15 protein-coding genes are annotated in these 17,763 nt (G+C 42.7%); 5 read left to right on the forward strand and 10 right to left on the reverse strand.

The features are described from left to right. Nucleotides 1-154: 154 nt before the first annotated feature. A complete protein-coding gene (locus FBB35_RS18960) occupies nt 155-472 on the reverse strand; it encodes a hypothetical protein (protein ID WP_174710936.1) in 318 nt (105 codons plus the stop codon). Between the two features lie 599 nt (nt 473-1,071). Here FBB35_RS18960 and FBB35_RS18965 point away from each other — a divergent pair. Then, a complete protein-coding gene (locus FBB35_RS18965) occupies nt 1,072-2,037 on the forward strand; it encodes a hypothetical protein (protein ID WP_174710937.1) in 966 nt (321 codons plus the stop codon). 53 nt (nt 2,038-2,090) lie between these two features. Here the strand turns inward: FBB35_RS18965 and FBB35_RS18970 are convergent, their stop codons facing one another. The 6 genes from FBB35_RS18970 to FBB35_RS18995 form a co-directional block, all read right to left on the reverse strand. Further along, nucleotides 2,091-3,596, reverse strand: a complete 1,506-nt coding sequence (locus tag FBB35_RS18970; protein ID WP_217481657.1) for a citrate/2-methylcitrate synthase — start codon at nt 3,594-3,596, stop codon at nt 2,091-2,093. Between the two features lie 6 nt (nt 3,597-3,602). Next, complete coding sequence (locus tag FBB35_RS18975; RefSeq protein ID WP_174710938.1) at nt 3,603-5,294, reverse strand: amino acid adenylation domain-containing protein; 1,692 nt, start codon at nt 5,292-5,294, stop codon at nt 3,603-3,605. A gap of 50 nt (nt 5,295-5,344) precedes the next feature. Further along, nucleotides 5,345-6,160 (reverse strand): ABC transporter ATP-binding protein, encoded by an 816-nt coding sequence (locus tag FBB35_RS18980; protein WP_174710939.1) that lies wholly within the window; start codon nt 6,158-6,160, stop codon nt 5,345-5,347. Nucleotides 6,161-6,469: 309 nt separating this feature from the next. After that, nucleotides 6,470-6,715, reverse strand: coding sequence for a hypothetical protein (locus FBB35_RS18985; RefSeq protein WP_174710940.1), 246 nt, complete (start codon nt 6,713-6,715; stop codon nt 6,470-6,472). Between the two features lie 170 nt (nt 6,716-6,885). Continuing rightward, nucleotides 6,886-7,638, reverse strand: coding sequence for an alpha/beta fold hydrolase (locus tag FBB35_RS18990; RefSeq protein WP_174710941.1), 753 nt, complete (start codon nt 7,636-7,638; stop codon nt 6,886-6,888). Nucleotides 7,639-7,849: 211 nt separating this feature from the next. After that, nucleotides 7,850-8,005 (reverse strand): hypothetical protein, encoded by a 156-nt coding sequence (locus FBB35_RS18995; protein WP_174710942.1) that lies wholly within the window; start codon nt 8,003-8,005, stop codon nt 7,850-7,852. A gap of 1,105 nt (nt 8,006-9,110) precedes the next feature. Here FBB35_RS18995 and FBB35_RS19000 point away from each other — a divergent pair. The 4 genes from FBB35_RS19000 to FBB35_RS19015 all read left to right on the forward strand — a co-directional run bounded on the left by FBB35_RS19000 (nt 9,111) and on the right by FBB35_RS19015 (nt 14,692). Further along, nucleotides 9,111-10,085, forward strand: a complete 975-nt coding sequence (locus FBB35_RS19000) for an AraC family transcriptional regulator (RefSeq protein ID WP_174710943.1) — start codon at nt 9,111-9,113, stop codon at nt 10,083-10,085. A gap of 266 nt (nt 10,086-10,351) precedes the next feature. After that, nucleotides 10,352-12,994, forward strand: coding sequence for a TonB-dependent siderophore receptor (locus tag FBB35_RS19005; protein ID WP_174710944.1), 2,643 nt, complete (start codon nt 10,352-10,354; stop codon nt 12,992-12,994). Further along, on the forward strand, nt 12,994-14,004 hold the full coding sequence (locus FBB35_RS19010; protein ID WP_174710945.1) for an iron-siderophore ABC transporter substrate-binding protein: 1,011 nt from the start codon (nt 12,994-12,996) through the stop codon (nt 14,002-14,004). Before FBB35_RS19005 ends, FBB35_RS19010 begins: the two co-directional genes overlap by 1 nt. A 28-nt stretch (nt 14,005-14,032) precedes the next feature. Next, nucleotides 14,033-14,692: a 2OG-Fe(II) oxygenase gene (locus FBB35_RS19015; protein ID WP_174710946.1), complete on the forward strand. Its 660-nt coding sequence runs from the start codon at nt 14,033-14,035 to the stop codon at nt 14,690-14,692. A gap of 112 nt (nt 14,693-14,804) precedes the next feature. Here the strand turns inward: FBB35_RS19015 and msrB are convergent, their stop codons facing one another. The 3 genes from msrB to FBB35_RS19030 all read right to left on the reverse strand — a co-directional run bounded on the left by msrB (nt 14,805) and on the right by FBB35_RS19030 (nt 17,343). Continuing rightward, nucleotides 14,805-15,218 (reverse strand): peptide-methionine (R)-S-oxide reductase MsrB, encoded by a 414-nt coding sequence (gene msrB / locus FBB35_RS19020; RefSeq protein WP_174710947.1) that lies wholly within the window; start codon nt 15,216-15,218, stop codon nt 14,805-14,807. A 71-nt stretch (nt 15,219-15,289) separates the two neighbouring features. Beyond that, on the reverse strand, nt 15,290-16,330 hold the full coding sequence (locus FBB35_RS19025) for an iron ABC transporter permease (protein ID WP_174710948.1): 1,041 nt from the start codon (nt 16,328-16,330) through the stop codon (nt 15,290-15,292). After that, nucleotides 16,327-17,343 (reverse strand): iron ABC transporter permease, encoded by a 1,017-nt coding sequence (locus FBB35_RS19030; RefSeq protein ID WP_174710949.1) that lies wholly within the window; start codon nt 17,341-17,343, stop codon nt 16,327-16,329. Before FBB35_RS19030 ends, FBB35_RS19025 begins: the two co-directional genes overlap by 4 nt. Between the last annotated feature and the right edge of the window lie 420 nt (nt 17,344-17,763).

Genomic DNA, 17,763 nt, shown 5'->3' on the forward strand with positions numbered 1-17,763 from the left:
CAGACCGTGGCGGTCGCCTTGAGTTTGGATGAACAAAAGGGCGTTGTGTTAGTAGCACGACGCTCTTTTGCTTTGAGTTTGAATCTCATTTCAGTTCAGCGAAGCTGAAACTCATACTTATCAGCTTACTAGTACCACTTATAAAAATCAAGTACTAATTAGGAGATATAATTTTGGGTGAGCCAAAAATTTCTTGCACATCATGTTCAAGTACCTGACAAATATACCTAAGCAATTGAAAAGAAACGTTTTGTGGAGCTTTTGGCATATTAGGATTCTCTAAAAGCTGAATATATTGCTGAGAAACTTTATAATCAAACCGCCCTTGAATTTCTTCGGCAAGTGAACGCCTAGAGAGCTTTCCACGCATTTGCTTCAACTTTTCTCCAAAGGCTGGTTTCCACGCGACAGTCGTAATTAAATCTAGTTCCAACATAATATATTCTTTACTAGTGTCACTTGACGCATTCATAATATAGTTGATAAAGTGATGCTAGTAAAGAGTAAATCACTCACAGCAAAAGCTTTCCAAATATTTGGTAAAGCTAAACTTTTATGGCAATCACCTCAAAACTAAAAGCAACCGCCCAATGTGAAATTGTGCGATCCCTCAAATATGGTAGGTGAACTAACTTTATTACTAATTTATCGGTCTTCAGTTTTTAAACCTAAGAACTTTCATGAAGGCATGGTTATGATGCCCCGATATTTTACTGCGTTGAAATTTGAAGAAACTATAAATGTGATGGTGTTTCAAATATAAAAACGAGTTGAGATATCGTGCTGATGCCTCTATAGTCCCACAGCTTCAGCAAGGGGTTTCGAGGGGTATAAATTTACTTGCTGCTTTCTTTGTCCTAGCTATTCTGTTTGTGGGAACGCGGACTAAACACCAAAATTGATAAAGCAAAAAGGGTGATGACCGCAGATGCCAATATGAAATATGTAAACCAGCCAACGAAAAACCCCAACCTCAGCAAAAGGTTTGGGGAATAAACTTTAGTACGATTACATCCTTATCATGGCACAGCTTGATATTCGTTCAACTACTGTTCAGGCAAAGGTGGACTAGTGAATAAACTACCACTTAAGCGCAAAAAAGCCACCTCTGTTACATCCAACGACTCAAAGCCATCCGCTAGTTCTGCTGAGGATACCTTTGATCCAGAAAATCCTGCTACAGCAACGATTACGGTTACTGCTGCTCAAGTGGAGGAGTTGACGCAAGAAGAACAAAGCCATCGCCTGTATTTGGAGCGAAAAGTCGAAAGAGCGTTTTTTGAAGTAGGTAAGGCGCTTACGGAGTTACGCGATCGCAGATTATATCGCTCCACTCACAAAACGTTTGAAGAATATTGCAAGCAAAGGTTTGGTTACACACGGATAGCAGCCAGCTACAAGATTGCCGCAGCGACAGTCATGGACAATTTGTTAACCAATAGTTTACAAAAAGAGGAAATAGCTACGGATGAATTACAGACTCCAAAAATGTTAACCAATGGTTTACAAATTCTGCCAAATAATGAACGTCAAGTACGCCCTTTGGTTTCTTTAGAGCCAGAAGTGCAAAGAGAAGCTTGGCAGAAGGCAGTGGAGGAAGCGGGTGGTAAAGTTCCAAGTGGTAGGATTGTGAAGAATGTGGTGCAGCGCATTATTGAGCGAACCAAAGTACCCAACACCTACCAGCTAGGCGAAGTCTGTCAAATTCTTGCAAAGGACAACCCAGAACTCAGAGGTAAAGGTGGATGCTGGGGTATAGTCAACCATGTTGGTGAGTTCAGTTGTACAGTCACAATGTGGGATGGACAGTACACCGTCAGAATCGACCACCTAAAGCCACTGAACTACCTGGAATCGGAATGTCAGCAGATGCAGGTAATTTGCGATCGCATCAGTAGGTTACGGGACAGTGGCAAGCTAGAAGCACCAGCAGAGGCAGTTTTGAAATGTTTGGGAGAGTTGAAGCGCTCCTATTTGAACCAGTTTGAAGAAGAGCTTTTGAGTTTCATTGAACAGAAATGCCAAGTTGAGGATTAGTCGAGACAAACTTTCCTATTCAAAATTCGTAATTCGTAGTTTTGCACTTCCTGCTAGTAAGTTTGCGGTTCGGCAAGTGAGTTTAAGAGACGGTACTTGCGGCTCGTTGCGCCGACGTATTGCAGTCGAGGACGAATCAGAACATTGTTGCTTTTCTGCTCTAAGGACTGGGCGATCCATCCTGCAATCCGTCCGGCGACGTACATCGGTACAGCCAAGTCATTAGGCAATCCAAGCAGGCGGTAGGTAAGTCCGGCATAGAGGTCTGCATTTGGTTCAACCCCATGCAGTGAGTAAGGCTCCATCGCCTTAACAATAGCTTCAATGATAGCGAGTCCGTGGGTGTCTCTGCGCTCCCAACTGAGACTGCGGGCAGCTTCACGAAAGTGACGGACGCGGGGATCTTCGGTTCGATATACCCGATGCCCAAAGCCCATCACAGGCTGATTTCTTTCCAGGCAGTTACGCACATAGGCTTCGGCGTTTTCTGGTGTGCCGACTGCATCAATCAGTTCAAGAGCTCGCTCGGTTGCACCACCATGCAAAGATCCTGAGAAGGCTGCAATGGCGGCGGTGATTGCTGCATAAAGGTTTGCCTTGCATCCGATCGCAACACGAGCCGCAAACGCTGAAGCATTTAAGCCATGCTCCGCGTGTGCAATAAGATCCTTGTCCACGAAGCGGACTGCACTGGGTGACGGCTCTTCTCCAAACAGCATATAGAGAAAGTTTTTAGCGTGTGAAAAGGTTAAATGGGGCGCTATAGGTTCCCGTCCACTGCGGATTGCATGATGAGTGGCAACCAGTGTTGGGATTTGTGCGATCAGACGAAGCCCAGAGCGCATGGCTGCTTCTTGCGACTCGTCTTGACCATTGCACGCCAGCGCACCTAAGGCAGAGATGCCGGTTCGCAAGACTTCCATCGGATGGGTGTGAGCAAGCATCCGCACAAGATCAACGATCGCCGCAGGTAGCTCACGGTGTAATCGAAGCTCCTCTTGAAAGGCTGCGAGGGTGGGGGCATCAGGCAGTTGCCCATTGAGTAACAGCCATGCTGTCTCCTCGAACGAAGACTGTTCCACTAAATCGTGAATATTGTAGCCGCGATGTTCAAGCACGCCTCTTTCGCCATCGATGTTTGTAATTGTGCTGCGCTCAATGTAGACACCTTCTAACCCGCGATGCACTGTGACGGTCGTTGGCTTAATCCCAGGGGTGACGGTAGGTGCTGACTTTGCACCCTCATCAGTGTGAGTCGTGTGCGTCTGGGCGAACTCTCGAATCGCGCTAACTGAATGGAGCTGTAACATAATCTGGTCAGTAATTTTCGTCCCCAGCTCGGTTTCCAGGGCAATCATCAGCGTCACATGGCTCAGTGAGTCCCATTCCCGGATTGATTGATACATTAAGTCGTTGTTGATGCGTTCAATATTAATCCCAAGTACGCGGGCGATCAGCGAGTCTACGGTGGTGATGATTTCTACTCCTTCTGGTGCGATCGCCATCTGATCTTTCGATGAGATAAGATCATGGCGGAGGTGTAAATCTAATTCATTCATCAGTATTTATCCTTGACGATTAGGTTCATGAGTTAAGTATTCTTTGAGCCATTGTCGCAAAGCTTTGCGGTCAACCTTGCCGTTGCCATTAAGCGGCATATCGTCAAGGATGAAAATTGAGCGTGGCATGATATAGTTCGGCAAATACTGTGCTGCAATAGCACTCAGTTTTGACGAATCAGCAACACCAGAAACGACGGCAACAATGAAGTCAGGCTGGTGTTCGTCGGGCCACGGCAGCGCAACTGCCTCGATGCAGCCTACACGACGGAGAACTGCCTCGATTTCGCCAAGCTCAATCCGATACCCACTGACCTTTACCTGCTGATCGCTGCGACCGAGGTAAACATAATGATCTCCTCGACGGATGACGAGATCTCCTGTCCGATAGTACCTGCGGGTCGTTACCTCCGATGTTTGTTTTTCAAAGAAGCGCGTAGCTGTCAATTCCGGATCGCGCCAGTACTCAGGCGAGGTCTGCGGTCCTGATACACAGAGTTCGCCAACTTCGCCTGGTGCAACCTCACGGAGTGAGGCATCAACCACCAGGGGCGACAAACCGGGGTATACCTCACCAATGGGAACTAGATCGTGTACGCATTCCGCAGGCGAAGTTACGGAATTCCACCTATAAGCTGCACAGGCAATGGTGAGTTCTGTAGGCCCATAGAGATTCTCAATGATTGATTGCGGAGCGGCCGCCTGCCACGCCTCTGCGATCGCGCGGGGTAGTCCTTCGCCACAGAAGAGGCTCCAACGCAAGCTCGGCATAATGCCGGGAGTCAGTGCGCCACGTTTAATTAGTAGTGCTGCAACCGAGGGAACCGAGAAGTACACCGTGATCTGATGTTCTTCAAGGAAGCGGAAGGGTGCAAGAAGTTCGATCGGTTGCATCGAACATACGCAAGCACCACTCTCCCACGCCATAAACAGATCGAACACCGATAGGTCAAAGGTTTGGTCGAAGGTCTGAGTGAGTCGATCGGCAGGTGTCAGCCCGTAACGCGCCAGGTTCACATTTAAGAAGGCACGAACATTGGCATGGGTGATGGGTACTCCCTTCGGAATTCCACTGCTGCCTGAAGTAAAGAGAAGGTATGCTAGATCATCGGGTGCGATCGCTGGCAGGGTCGATAAAGGCGAAGTTTTTGCGAGATCCTGGCGATCAAACACCAGTCCAGACAGGGTACTTTGCACTTCCTGTCTATTTGTAGCTGGCAGCAGGATCGCTGGCTGGTGGGGCAATCCCCGCAGCAACCCAGGCAGCTGCGGCAAGGACTCGTTGTCAACAAGCAGAGCATCCAGGTCAGCCTGCTCGATCATAGCGCGTGTGCGCTCCAGAGGAAACTTGGGGTTCAATGGGACAAACGCCGCACCTGCAAAGAGACTGGCTAGAACTCCCAGATATGAGGTTTCACTGCGGTAGGCAAAGATACCGATGCGGTAAGGGCGACCCTCGGCGGCGGCGACAAGGCACGCAGCCCAGCGACGAGCCGTGTCAGCGACCTCAGCATAAGTATAGATACGTTTTCCGAGGGACAAGGCCGCATGGTGCGGGAGGCGATCAGCATGATGAAGAAAGCCGGCACGTAGACTGTGTACATCGGGCAACTGGGTACTACTTGAAAATGAAGAGTCCGCTTGAGCATCAACTAAAATCAGCTTTTTCATATCAATTTGAATAGAAAACTCGCTCATAATCACTTGAGTTCGATGTCAGAAAAAGTCTTTAAACTAGGCACAGGGGTTTATGGATCTTGCGTTAGACGATAGCGATCCCGACCCAAAGGAACACACCAAGGTTTACCCGTTACTGGATCTGGTACAATTCGACAAGCTAATCCAAACACGTCCTGCACCATTTCTTCTGTCATTACATCTGCTGGATTTCCATAACCCATAACAGCGCCATCGCGTAAAGCTACTAAGTGATGAGCATAACGACACGCCTGATTCAGGTCATGCAACACCATGACAATTGTCCGCCCCTCAAGTTGATTCAAATCCCACAGTAATTCCAGCACCTCCACTTGATGCGCTAAATCTAAGAAAGTAGTCGGCTCATCCAATAATAAAATTTTTGTATCTTGTGCTAAAGTCATAGCTATCCAAGCACGTTGCCTCTGTCCACCAGAGAGGGTATCTACGGCTCTATTAGCTAATTCGTTAAGGTCTGTAGTTGTTAATGCTTTGCGGACTTGAAGCTCATCTTCAGCAGTCCAAGATTGAAACCAATTATGTTGATATGGATAACGACCTTGGGCTACCAAATCTCGCACAGTCAATCCTTCTGGTGCAGATGGCCCTTGAGGAAGAATACCAAGTTGCTGTGCAACTTTGGTTGTTGACTGTCGAAAGATATCAGCACCATTGAGATATACAGTACCAATATGGGGTTTGAGTAATCTAGCCAAACCCCGCAGGAGAGTAGATTTACCACAGCCATTAGGGCCGACTAGAGCAGTAATTTGTCCTGTGGGAATCAACAGGTTAAGACCGAATATGACGGGTTTGCCGTCGTAAGCGAGGCTCAGATGTTGGGTTTCAAGGACTGTGTTCTCCATAGGGCTGATTGCAAGGATAATTGGTCTGAAAGTGTGTAATGGCGTGTGTGGAGGCTTTGTGGCTTCTGCTGGCGGATGGCTTTCTTTTTTAACTGTGGAGTCATCACATACCAAGAGTTTCTTTCAAGTTAGCGATCGCCCTTTAGGATAAATATGTAAATCATATTGCGATGATATATTACCAAGAATATTGGGTACTTAGTCCTGCACTTAGTAAAGAAACTCTAACAAAAGACTTGGGTAAACATACATTAGTACTTTCCCAGAGGATCGCGATCGTAGGGCGGGGTAGTGTATGCTCTCCCCACACTAGCTATTTACTAGTGCTTTTTTAGCAGATTTTAACTGCTTCCAAAGGTGGTGAATTTGTTTATAAGCTTCTTCTGGAGAAATTTTCCCAGCAGTTTGCAGACTAGATATGTAGTTTACCCGTTGTGAAAACTCTTGCAGATGTGCATTAAATGCCAAATACTCTGGCTTGAATTGTCCATAATATGGACTACGTGGATAAAGAAAATCACATATTTCCGAAAGAAAATCTGAGTTTTTATTCATAGGAATATGGTACACATGAGGTTTAAATGTAGCGGAAAAATTCTATGTTTAAAATTCGCCTTAGTAAGCAAAATATTTTACACTAATATGCTGAATGAAACTAATGAAATATTCCAAATAATTACATCAAAAATTTATCAGTGTATATATACACCTCAAAATAATACTTGTTAATTTGCCAGATTTCGGGAAACTAATGGAGATGTCAGAATTGGTCTTAGGTAATATCGCTGCCAAAAATTCAACATTTGTTCGCAGACTTTTTGAGGATAAAAGTAGTGAAAAAAATGATAGCCTTGAGGACATTGCCAGAGATGATCTTCAGGTTTAAACCCTTTTAACCAGCCTGTTAATGCAGGTGAATTAACAATGGGATCATTCTTGCTACCACATATCATCATGGGCATAGAAACTCCGCCTTTAGGTAACTCCATTAACTTGAAAAGAGAGTGCGAAAGAGGGGATTGTTCTAAATCTCTACATAACACAGCCATTAACTTTTTAGTAGTATTATGGGGTTGCTCGCCAAAGAGATGACGAACACTGCTTGCTAAAACTTGCTCACGACTCATAGTAAATACTTGTCTTTGTAGATAATAGTTGACATGCCAAGTATTAGCAGGTTGAGAAGCTACAGCCAATAAGACTAGGGATTGCACTTTTTGGGGATAGCGACGAGCAACGCTTAAGGCGATGGCACCACCAGCACCATGACCTGCTAAATGTATAGGATGAGAATACTGTCCTAAAAATTCATCCACCAAATCTACAGCTTCATCTATAGAACTACCTTCATCTTTGTAGTGGCAATATTCCCATTGAGCCACATTCACGTACTGCGATATGTATCTTAGTAATGGTCGATCAAAACGCTGCAATACATGACTAGAACTGATCCAAAGAACATCGATATCATCTGACATAAATACTCTCAAACCTCAAAATTTGGGAATAATCAATTTTTCAAGGGTGTCATTCCACTCTTGCGCTGTCAAAACTCCCACGAAATTATGCCTTGTAGCGTTAATGGTTCACCATAATGCGATCGCGACTTTAGGAAGCTTCGTAGTGTTCACCTTCATATCTGTGACTGACACGACAGGAATTGTTGCTTGGCTGATTTTGGGGACAGAGTTATGATTCCTGGATGTCCTCATCCTCAATAAATATACGGCACTGCTCTTGGCAAATTGCAACTCGCTGAACTACATTAGCTAATTCTTGCTGGCTCATACCTAAGCGAGTTCTAATTAACTTCAGGTTGTTGTAAAGATTCACGTCCAGTTTCATGAGGTTGTATGTATCTCTCCGTTAGAAAAAGCTGCAATGGACAAACTGAACTAGCCAGCGTAATAGCAAAGTTTTCTAGTGTTTGCCGTTTTTTTTGTCAGGTATATTAATTTTTTGACAATTCCACTGATTTTTAGCAAGTATATCATACATATAGCCAAGATATTTAACATTTAGGAATGCGATTTAGCATAAGGGCAGCCAATTTAGACATCGCCTTTTCATCATTTGCTAACCCAGTTGGTCATCACCAAGAGAAAATGCTCAAATCCGAATGGCACGCTTGTAAGGTGCAAACCCCTAATACAGAAGGATGAGAAGGTCTAGTGGTTGCACAGTCAAGAATTAAAAACTTAATCAGAATATTGATGCGGCTAGATGATTGAGATCATCAGGTTTTCATGACAAATGAGTATTGGCAGTATGAGGGTAAGCGATCGTCCTGCTTGATAGATATTTAGATTGTATTATTATGAAATTACCAATAATCTTGGCTACTTAATACTGCATTTGGTAAAGATACTCTGACAAAAGATTTGGGTCAACTTAACAGTACTTTCCCAGATGATTTTAATTAAAAACAGCTTCAATAGTCAATTTCAGCAGTCCAATAATAAGTTGCTCCCGTCAGAGCAGCAAGATTTAGAATACTGTTTTTAAGATTTGTATCAGCAAGATATTTGATATTTTACTCACAAAGTTGGTAGTATTTCAACTAGGTTAACTGATGTACTTGATGCAACACCCCCAATTCAAGGAACACGAATCTTGGGGTGAGACTGTCATAGGATTTTGGATAAAGGGTAATAGGTCTTCCACTTACCCTTCATAGCTTAATTGAGCGTGTAGTGAGCAATTGAATTAGAGGTGAGAGCTTTGGTAGATACCTATCGAGTATCGAATATAAATACGGTAATAAAGAGAGATACACCGTTGCAAGATATTTCCTAATCAATTCAAATCATTCCTTGTCAGCGTCTACTTAAGCGATTTTTATAATTTAAACATACAGTTAATTATACTTCATTCTACATATTTTTTACTTGAAATAATCACATATTTCCTATTTCTTCATTTCAGAATTTTCTAGTAAGTTACTATTACGATGACACTAATACTCTCGCAAGCCGATTACTTAAAAATCTTATACGAAGCAGAAATAATTTATGATAATGGCAGCAGTAGCGATGAGTTTGATATTATCAGAAAATATCAATTTGGTGTTGGTAAAGGGTATTGGCGACATATTCAGCTACGAGATAGCATATCTATAGACATCGACAAGTATCAGCAAGACAAATCAATAGTTTTAAAAGTTCCTGACCGCAAGCATCCATTAGAATTCCGATTCTTTATTTTAATAGATAGCCAATCTAAAAATCTTGAGTTTAAGACTGGAGAATACTTTTTGAGTGGTAGTGGTATGGCATCTGAGTGCGCTATATTCGAGCCATCAGCGCGGATAGTAGAAGTAGCTGTTCATGTACATCCAGATGCGTTTCGCAACTTTGCAGGAAATCTATCTGGCGAACTTACTCCAGAATTACAACATCTAATCAGACGCTGGGATCTATTAACATATGAGCGCTATGGAACCCAAACTCCAGTTATGCAGGTAGCTGTACAACAAATTCTTCAATGTCCCTACCAAGGTGTGACTAAGCGAATGTATCTTGAAAGCAAAGTTTGGGAATTGGTAGCATTAATCATAGAACAAGAAATACAAATTCACCAAGGTTCACTAGAAATTTATGCACTTAGAGCGTCAGAGGTTGACCGCGTTTATCATGCTAAGGAAATTTTATTAAAGCATCACGATAACCCACCCTCTCTTATACAACTAGCACGGCAAGTAGGATTAAACGATCGCAAACTTAAACAAGGTTTTCGACAGGTCTTTGGGACTACAGTATTCGGCTATTTACATCATTATAGGATGGAGCTAGCTCATAAACTGCTAATCCAAGGAAACATGAATATTACAGAAGTAGCTCTGAAAGTAGGCTATGTTAGTTTACCCTCATTTAGCAATGCTTTTCGTAAGAAGTTTGGGATCAGTCCTAAGTCTTGTCGTAGATAAAAGTCCGTTTTGAATAAAAAAAGTCCGGCTTGAATAAGACACTAACACTCTGAGTATTGTATTGTTTTGAAATCATCAGGTTGGTATAAACAGCTTTTTTTACCAACTTGGTTATTTAAGATTATTGGGGATTAGGTAATCAAGTCAGGAAAATGTAGGAAGTGATTGAATTCTTGCCAAATTTCAAAGAATTTACCAAAACCCAATACCCAGTTCTGATTGAAGCGATTCTAGTGTAGTGTAGTGTGCTGGTCTGTATGTATAAAATGCGTGTAAAACTACTTTATGCTGTTATTGGCTGGTCAATACCAGTTCTTTGCCTGACTGTAAATAATTCGGCTAATGCTGAACAACTATTATCTGAAAAATCTAACGCAAGTTCAGGTGAAGTCAAGAGTGAAATTCAGTCATTGAATCAACTACAGCTTCCTAAAACTAATGCTTTATATTTATGGAGAGTACCTAGAGAGCAGAACAAGTTTCTTGAACTTAGTCAAGTAACTACAGATGTGGTATTGGTTACAGATGTGAAGGTTAATTCTACTGATAAAGGAATAGAGTTAATTTTAGTCACAGCTAATTCTCTCAAATTACAAATTTCACCGAAAACTGAGGGTAATTCCTATATTGCAGATATCCCTAACGCCAAGTTGCAACTAAGAAGTGGGGATTTTAGACAAGAAAAGCCAGTAGCCGGAATTGCAGAAGTAACAGTTGCAAATTTAGATGCGAACACATTGCGAGTAACGGTGACTGGGGAAATGAGTGCGCCTGCGGTGGAGTTGTTTGATAGTACAAAAGAAGGTTTAGTTTTTGGAGTGACCCCTAGTACTTCTACTGCTCAACAGCCAACAACAACGCCAGAACAAAAACCATCTACAACAGAGCCAGAAAAGCCTATTGAGTTAAATGTGACTGCTCCACCAGATACAAACTATCGCGTTCCAGATGCGACTACTGCAACGAAAACAGATACACCATTGCGTGATATTCCCGCTTCGATTCAGGTGATTCCTCAGCAGGTTATCGAAGACCAACAACCGCGTAACTTAATTGGGATACTCAGAAATGCTGGCGTTGTCCAAAATAATTTTTCATCCGGATTTGTAGACACTTTTTCGATTCGAGGTTTTAGAGCCAGAAACGTTTATAGGAATGGCATCAAAGACCGCTTTGCAGATGTTGCTGCTTTTTCAAGTTCGCTGACAAACATAGATAGAGTGGAAGTTGTTAGAGGGCCAAACTCTGTAATTTATGGTCAAGTTAATCCAGGTGGAATCATTAATATAGTCACCAAAAAGCCTTTGAGTCAACCTTACTATGCCTTTGAAGTAAGGCGTGGTGGTTATGAACTTTTTCAACCCTCACTTGACTTTTCTAGCCCTCTGACAAAAGATGGCAGTCTGTCGTATCGCTTAAATACTTCTTACAGAACCGCAGAAGACTTTACTGATTTTTCCAATGAAAAGCGTTTTTTCGTTTCGCCTGTTGTTAATTGGCGTATAGGGAAAAATACAAATCTAACTTTTGATTTAAAATATGAAGACATACAACAGTCGCTAGGTTCTACTAATGAGCAGATTGCTAGTGGAACTATACTTCCTAATCCAAATGGAAAAATCCCTATTAACCGTTATTTAGGGGAACCGACTGATTTCTTTAACCGCCAGCTTAATAGATATAATTACAATCTAGAACATCGCTTTAACGATAACTGGTCTATTAGTAATTCATTTCAAGCTGCATTTTTAACCCTTGATTTACGTAATACATTTGTTACTAGTCCACTGCAAGCAGACAACCGCACTGTCGGAAGAACACAGGTTACTTATTCAAAGCCAACAGAGTATGAAGCTTATACAATAGATACTCATGTTATTGGTGATTTTAACATTGGTAGTATAAAACATAAACTTTTGGCGGGGTTTGACTTATTTAGACAAACCCGAAGCACTGGTATAATTAGAACAGCTGCGGCCCCTCTTGATGTCTTTAACCCAGTGTATGGTCAACCTTTAGGTGCCACTCTTGGAAGAATTGATATCTTCTTTAGAGACGATGCTTTAGGCTTTTATCTTCAAGACCAAGTGACACTTGCCAATAACCTCAAACTACTTGTGGGTGGACGTTATGATTTTGTGGAGAATGAGTTTGCTAATCGGATTGCATCAACGGCGAGTGTCCAGTCTGATTCTGCCTTTAGTCCAAGGGTAGGTATAGTTTATCAACCCATAGCGCCTGTCTCACTCTACGCCAGCTATAGCCGCTCTTTTGAACAAGTAACGGGTGCAGATAAAAATGACAGCCTTTTTAAACCACAGCGGGGTACTCAGTATGAAGTGGGCGTTAAGACTGATTTATTCGATAACAAACTCTCAGCAACACTTGCTTTATATGATCTGACACTAACTAACATTTTGACTACCGATCCTACCGATTCCGATTATAGTGTGCAAACAGGAGAACAAAGAAGTCGGGGAGTAGAACTGAGTGTTACAGGAGAAATTCTTCCTGGTTGGAATGTGATTGGCTTCTACGGTTATACAGACGCACGCATTACGAAAGACAATGATATTCCAGTCGGGAATCGAGTATCCGGAGTACCAGAGCATGTCGCTAGTTTGTGGACAACTTACACCTTTGGTACTGGCTCTCTGAAAGGTTTTGGAGGTGGAATTGGCTTTAACTACGTTGGAGATAATAAGCCAGATAGTTTGAATACATTTACAATCCCAAGTTACTTTCTCACCGATGCAGCTCTGTACTATCGGAATAATAACTTTAGCGTTGGACTCAACTTGAATAACATATTTAATGTTCGATATTATGAAGCAAGCTTTGACAATCTCCAAAGAATTATTCCTGGTCGTCCGTATACAGCACAGTTGACAGTGAAGTGGGAATTTTAATGAGAACAACTCATTGGTTAGCCAAGTGTTTTGTCCTATGCCTGCCCCTTTTAGGGTTGCTTGCTGTGGTAGTGTGGCTAAACGGTTGTTTCTTTTTTAATTACCCAAAAGTTAGCCATTCTAAGAGTGTTTCTTCTTTAAGTCAGGTTCGAGTAGTTCAGCACTTCATGGGTAAGACAATAGTTCCTGCTCATCCTCAACGAGTTGTTGTGCTTAGTGGTCGTTGTTTAGAAAATGCTTTGGCGTTGGGGATCAAACCTATAGCTGCCTCAAAGTCATTTGTCTCACAATTGCAGCGATTAGTAGGCCCGCTATCAGGTATTGAAGATGTAGATTGGCTCTCTCCTAGTATCGAAAAAGTCTTGTTTCTCAAACCGGACCTAATTCTTGGTATGCATTTTCATCAAGATATTTATCCACTTTTATCACACATTGCACCCACCGTTTTGGCTCCTCCTGGAGCCAGTGGAGCTTGGAAAGAATCTTTTGCTTTCACAGCCCGTGTTCTGGGTAAAACTAAAACAGCCCAGCAGGTAATGGATAATTATTATGCACGTTTAAAACAGTTTAAAGCAAAAATGGGCGATCGCCTGAACACAACTTTAGTATCGGTTGCCGAATTGCGTACTGATGCACTTTGGCTGTGGGCGAAGGCAAGTTTTTCAGGAGTTATTCTTAAAGATGCGGGTGTTGCACGTCCTTTCTCTCAAACTTTAGATAGTCAAGCAACCCTGAGTCTAGGGGGTGGCCCTGCTGCCTATGCTTTATCAGAGGAACTTTTGAGTAAGTTAGATGGGGATATTTTATTTCTAGTATCAGAAGACGCACTGGGCACAAGGGATTTACACCCAATACTTGAGGAACTCAAAGCAAAACCGTTGTGGTCAAAGTTGAAAGTTGTCCAACAGGAAAAAGTTCATGAGGTGGGGTTTTACTGGGTTCAGTTTGGCCCCCTTGCAGCCAATCGGATGATAGACGATTTGGAGCGATATTTAGTTAAACAGCAATAAACTATTTGAAAGTTTTTTAAGAGGGATTATGTTGAACTTGAATGCAATTAGTAATGCAACTATGCAAGAAATTCCTTATAAATGGATTATATTTGAAAACTTGCTTGACACTTCAGTACAATCTGAACTAGCAAACAGTTTTGCTACTACAAACTATAAAGAATATCATGCTAGAGACTTTGAGCCAGATGGATACCCAGAATATACATATAATGACTACAGGTTTTTTGCACGCTGCATTCTGGATGAAAGTAAATACAAAGGTCTACAAGATATCAAGGATCTGAGTCTTAGTTGGCAAAAATTGATTGAACAACTTCTCACTCCTGATTATCGAGAGGCAATGGAGCATCTTACTAATTTGGATTTTAAAAACCATTCACTAACAATTTATTTAACACGACATGATTTAGGATTCTGGAACCGTCCTCATACAGATATCCCGCGTAAACATGTAACTCAACTTTTCTATTTCAATGAGGGATGGAACCCTGAATGGGGAGGGCATTTCCGAATTCTTAAAGATAATCAGACTACATCTGTAGTTAAAGAAGTTCCACCCTTGCCGCAATATTCAGTTGCTATTGTACGTTGCGATCGCTCTTGGCACATGGTATCTCCTATTTCTTTGAATGCAACTCAACACCGTTTGCATCTAGCGACTACCTTTTGGCTGCCAGAGTCTTAAGCAGGGTAAACGCACGTAATTTCACCAAACCTTTACTGGATAAGAATCTTGATGACAAAATGGCTTAAACAATCAACTTCTTCCCCATGCCCCATGCCCAAAAACTCCATAGTCAGTCTGGCTCAGGAATAAACTTGAGAGCAATCCCATTCATGCAGTAGCGTTGACCAGTAGGGGCAGGGCCGTCGCCAAATACATGACCTAGATGACTACCGCAGCGACGACAATGCACTTCAGTTCTGGTCATATTATATGATTTGTCTATAGATGTACCAATTGCCCCTTCTATGGGAGCGAAAAAACTAGGCCAGCCTGTACCACTGCTGAATTTAGTATTAGATGTAAAAAGTGGTGAACTACAAGCTGCACATATATAAGTACCCTCGGTATCTTGCTGATCAAGTGGGCTAGTACAAGCGCGTTCAGTTCCATGTTGACGCATTACTTCATACTGTTCTGGCGTTAAAATTGCACGCCACTCTTCTTCAGTTTTGGTGATTTCAAACTCACTATTTGAAGTTGTCATAACTGCCTCATAAAACTAACACGACTTATTTGATTCCTACTATTTGTGTAGTATATCAAAGCAGCTAATACTCATCGTTGCCGCTTTTGGTATAGTAAATAGATAAAATAAGGCGCTCCCAAGGCAGCAGTGAGCAAACCACAGGGTAATTCTGTCGGAGTAAACATTGTCCGACCCAAAAAATCTGCTGATGCTACCAATAATCCCCCGATTAAGGCGGCAACTGGTAATAAATTTTGATGTATTGCTCCAACAAGTCTGCGTGCTAAATGAGGAGCCATTAATCCAACAAAGCCAATTGTACCGGCGATCGCCACACTTGCTCCAGCCAGTGCCACACTCACTAACAATAATTTGCTCCTTTGCCATGTAACTCGGCTACCGAGTCCTTTAGCTACCAAGTCACCCAGTTGCAGAGTATCAAGTTCCCGCGCCAGCAGTAAAGCTAAGGGAAGGAAGACGACTAGCCAAGGTAGCAGTTGCCAAAGTTGCTCCCAACTTTTACCAGCAACACTACCCGCCAACCATACCAGCGCTCTACTGACGTTGCTGATTTGACCGAAAGTCAACATTAAAGTCGTGAAAGCTCCCATAATTGCCGCGAGTGATACTCCCACCAACACTAAACGTAGAGGTGATTTTTCCCCCGTACCAGCTAGCAAACAGATAAGACAGGCCACAACAAAAGCACCACTAAAGGCCGCTAGGGGTAAATACATAGTGGGTACAGTCGGGAATAATACAATCAAACTCACTGCTGCTAAGGCTGCACCTGCATTTACCCCAACGATACCAGGATCAGCTAAAGGATTACGTGTCAATCCTTGTAAAATTGCACCAGCAACGGCCAAGCCTACTCCTATCAACCAAGAGATTAACACTCTAGGTAAACGCAAGGTAACAACAACAAAGGGAGATTCAGGATCTTGAGTTGGTAAACCAAGAACAGCTTTCACTATATCTGCTGGCGGGACAGGGTAATCTCCCAAACTGAGGCTCATTCCCAAGACAGCGAGGGTGATTAATAGCATTACCAACAAGACTTTAGTTACAGGCTGGTTGCTGAGGATGAAATTTGGAATTTGGAATTTGGTACTTTGAATTGTTGTCATCTTTTCACCCGCCAACGCACTAGATACAACAAAAAGGGCGCTCCTAACATTGCTGTCATCACGCCAACAGGTAATTCTTGGGGTCTAATTAACCAACGGGCTGCTAAATCTGCCCATACTAGTAAATCTGCACCAAACACAGCTGCACAAGGCAATACCCAACGATGATCAATACCCATCGCTCCCCGCGCCAGATGAGGAACTACCAGACCTACAAAGCCGACAGGCCCCGCTAATGCTACAGCACTTCCCGCTAAAATGACAACGCTCGATGCTGTTGCCAACTTGATCCAACCTGTTTGCTGACCTAAGCCTGTAGCTACCGATTCTCCTAAACTGAGAACATTGATCTGTCTACTTAAGGCAAAAGCTGTTAATAGCCCCACTATCATCCAAGGCAACACAGTCAGAAATAGATTGAAGTCTAGTCCTGCTAGAGAACCTGCTAGCCAGAAGCGAACTTCTTCCAGAGTGCGATCGCTCAAAATCAGTACACCTGTGGTAATTGAAGATAGTAAGGCGGTGAGGGCTGCACCAGCAATAGTCAACTTCAATGGTGTTGTACCCCCTTGTCCCAGGGAACCGAGGGAATAAACTGCGATCGCTGCTAACAATGCTCCCAAGAATGCTACAAGGGTAATCAGGGCGGGTGTTGATATACCCAAGCCAAAGACCATTACTACCACCGCTAAGGCTGCACCTGCATTGATCCCCAAAATCCCAGGCGCAGCTAAGGGATTTTGAGTCAATCCTTGCATTAACGCCCCGGCTATAGCCAAACTAGCACCGACCATACTTGCAATCAGTGCACGTGGTAGACGCATTGAGCGGATAATTATGTGTTCGGTGGAGTCATCAAAGTTAGTAAAGGCGGTAAGTATTTGGGAGATGGAAATGTCAGCAGTACCGTAAGTAATGCTGGCAAATATGCCCAGTAACAGTAATAAAACTGCTATAGCTAGGCTGAGGATACGAGTATAGTATCTTTGTGGATTGGCACTGGTTGCGTTCATGAGTAATAAGGAATTGGCGGAGTCCGACTTTTCCAGTTTTTCTGCAATATTAAAAGACTGAAAAAAGATAAAAAGCTGCTACGGCAAGGCACTCAGCACATAGCAAGAATATCATACCTATGGCAAATTTCTTTGCATAAGTGAAATTTTTTTTGATACATTGCCCGTTAGAACACCGATTGATTAATCAAACACAAGACTGATAAACCCTGTTTTAACGTCTTTTATAATCAAACATTCCTTGTTGCAACCCAACGAAACCTAGTTTTCTCGTCATAATTCAGAATAGTGAATCGGTATTTTAGGCACCCAGAGCAAACTCATGTGTGACTCGTTCCTAAGCCACTCATTTGTCATGAGAACCTGATGATCTCAATCATCTAGTCACATCAGTATTATTATTGAATTCTCAATTGTTGA

Origin of the sequence: Nostoc sp. TCL240-02 (assembly GCF_013343235.1) — a bacterium.
Taxonomy (GTDB): domain Bacteria; phylum Cyanobacteriota; class Cyanobacteriia; order Cyanobacteriales; family Nostocaceae; genus Nostoc.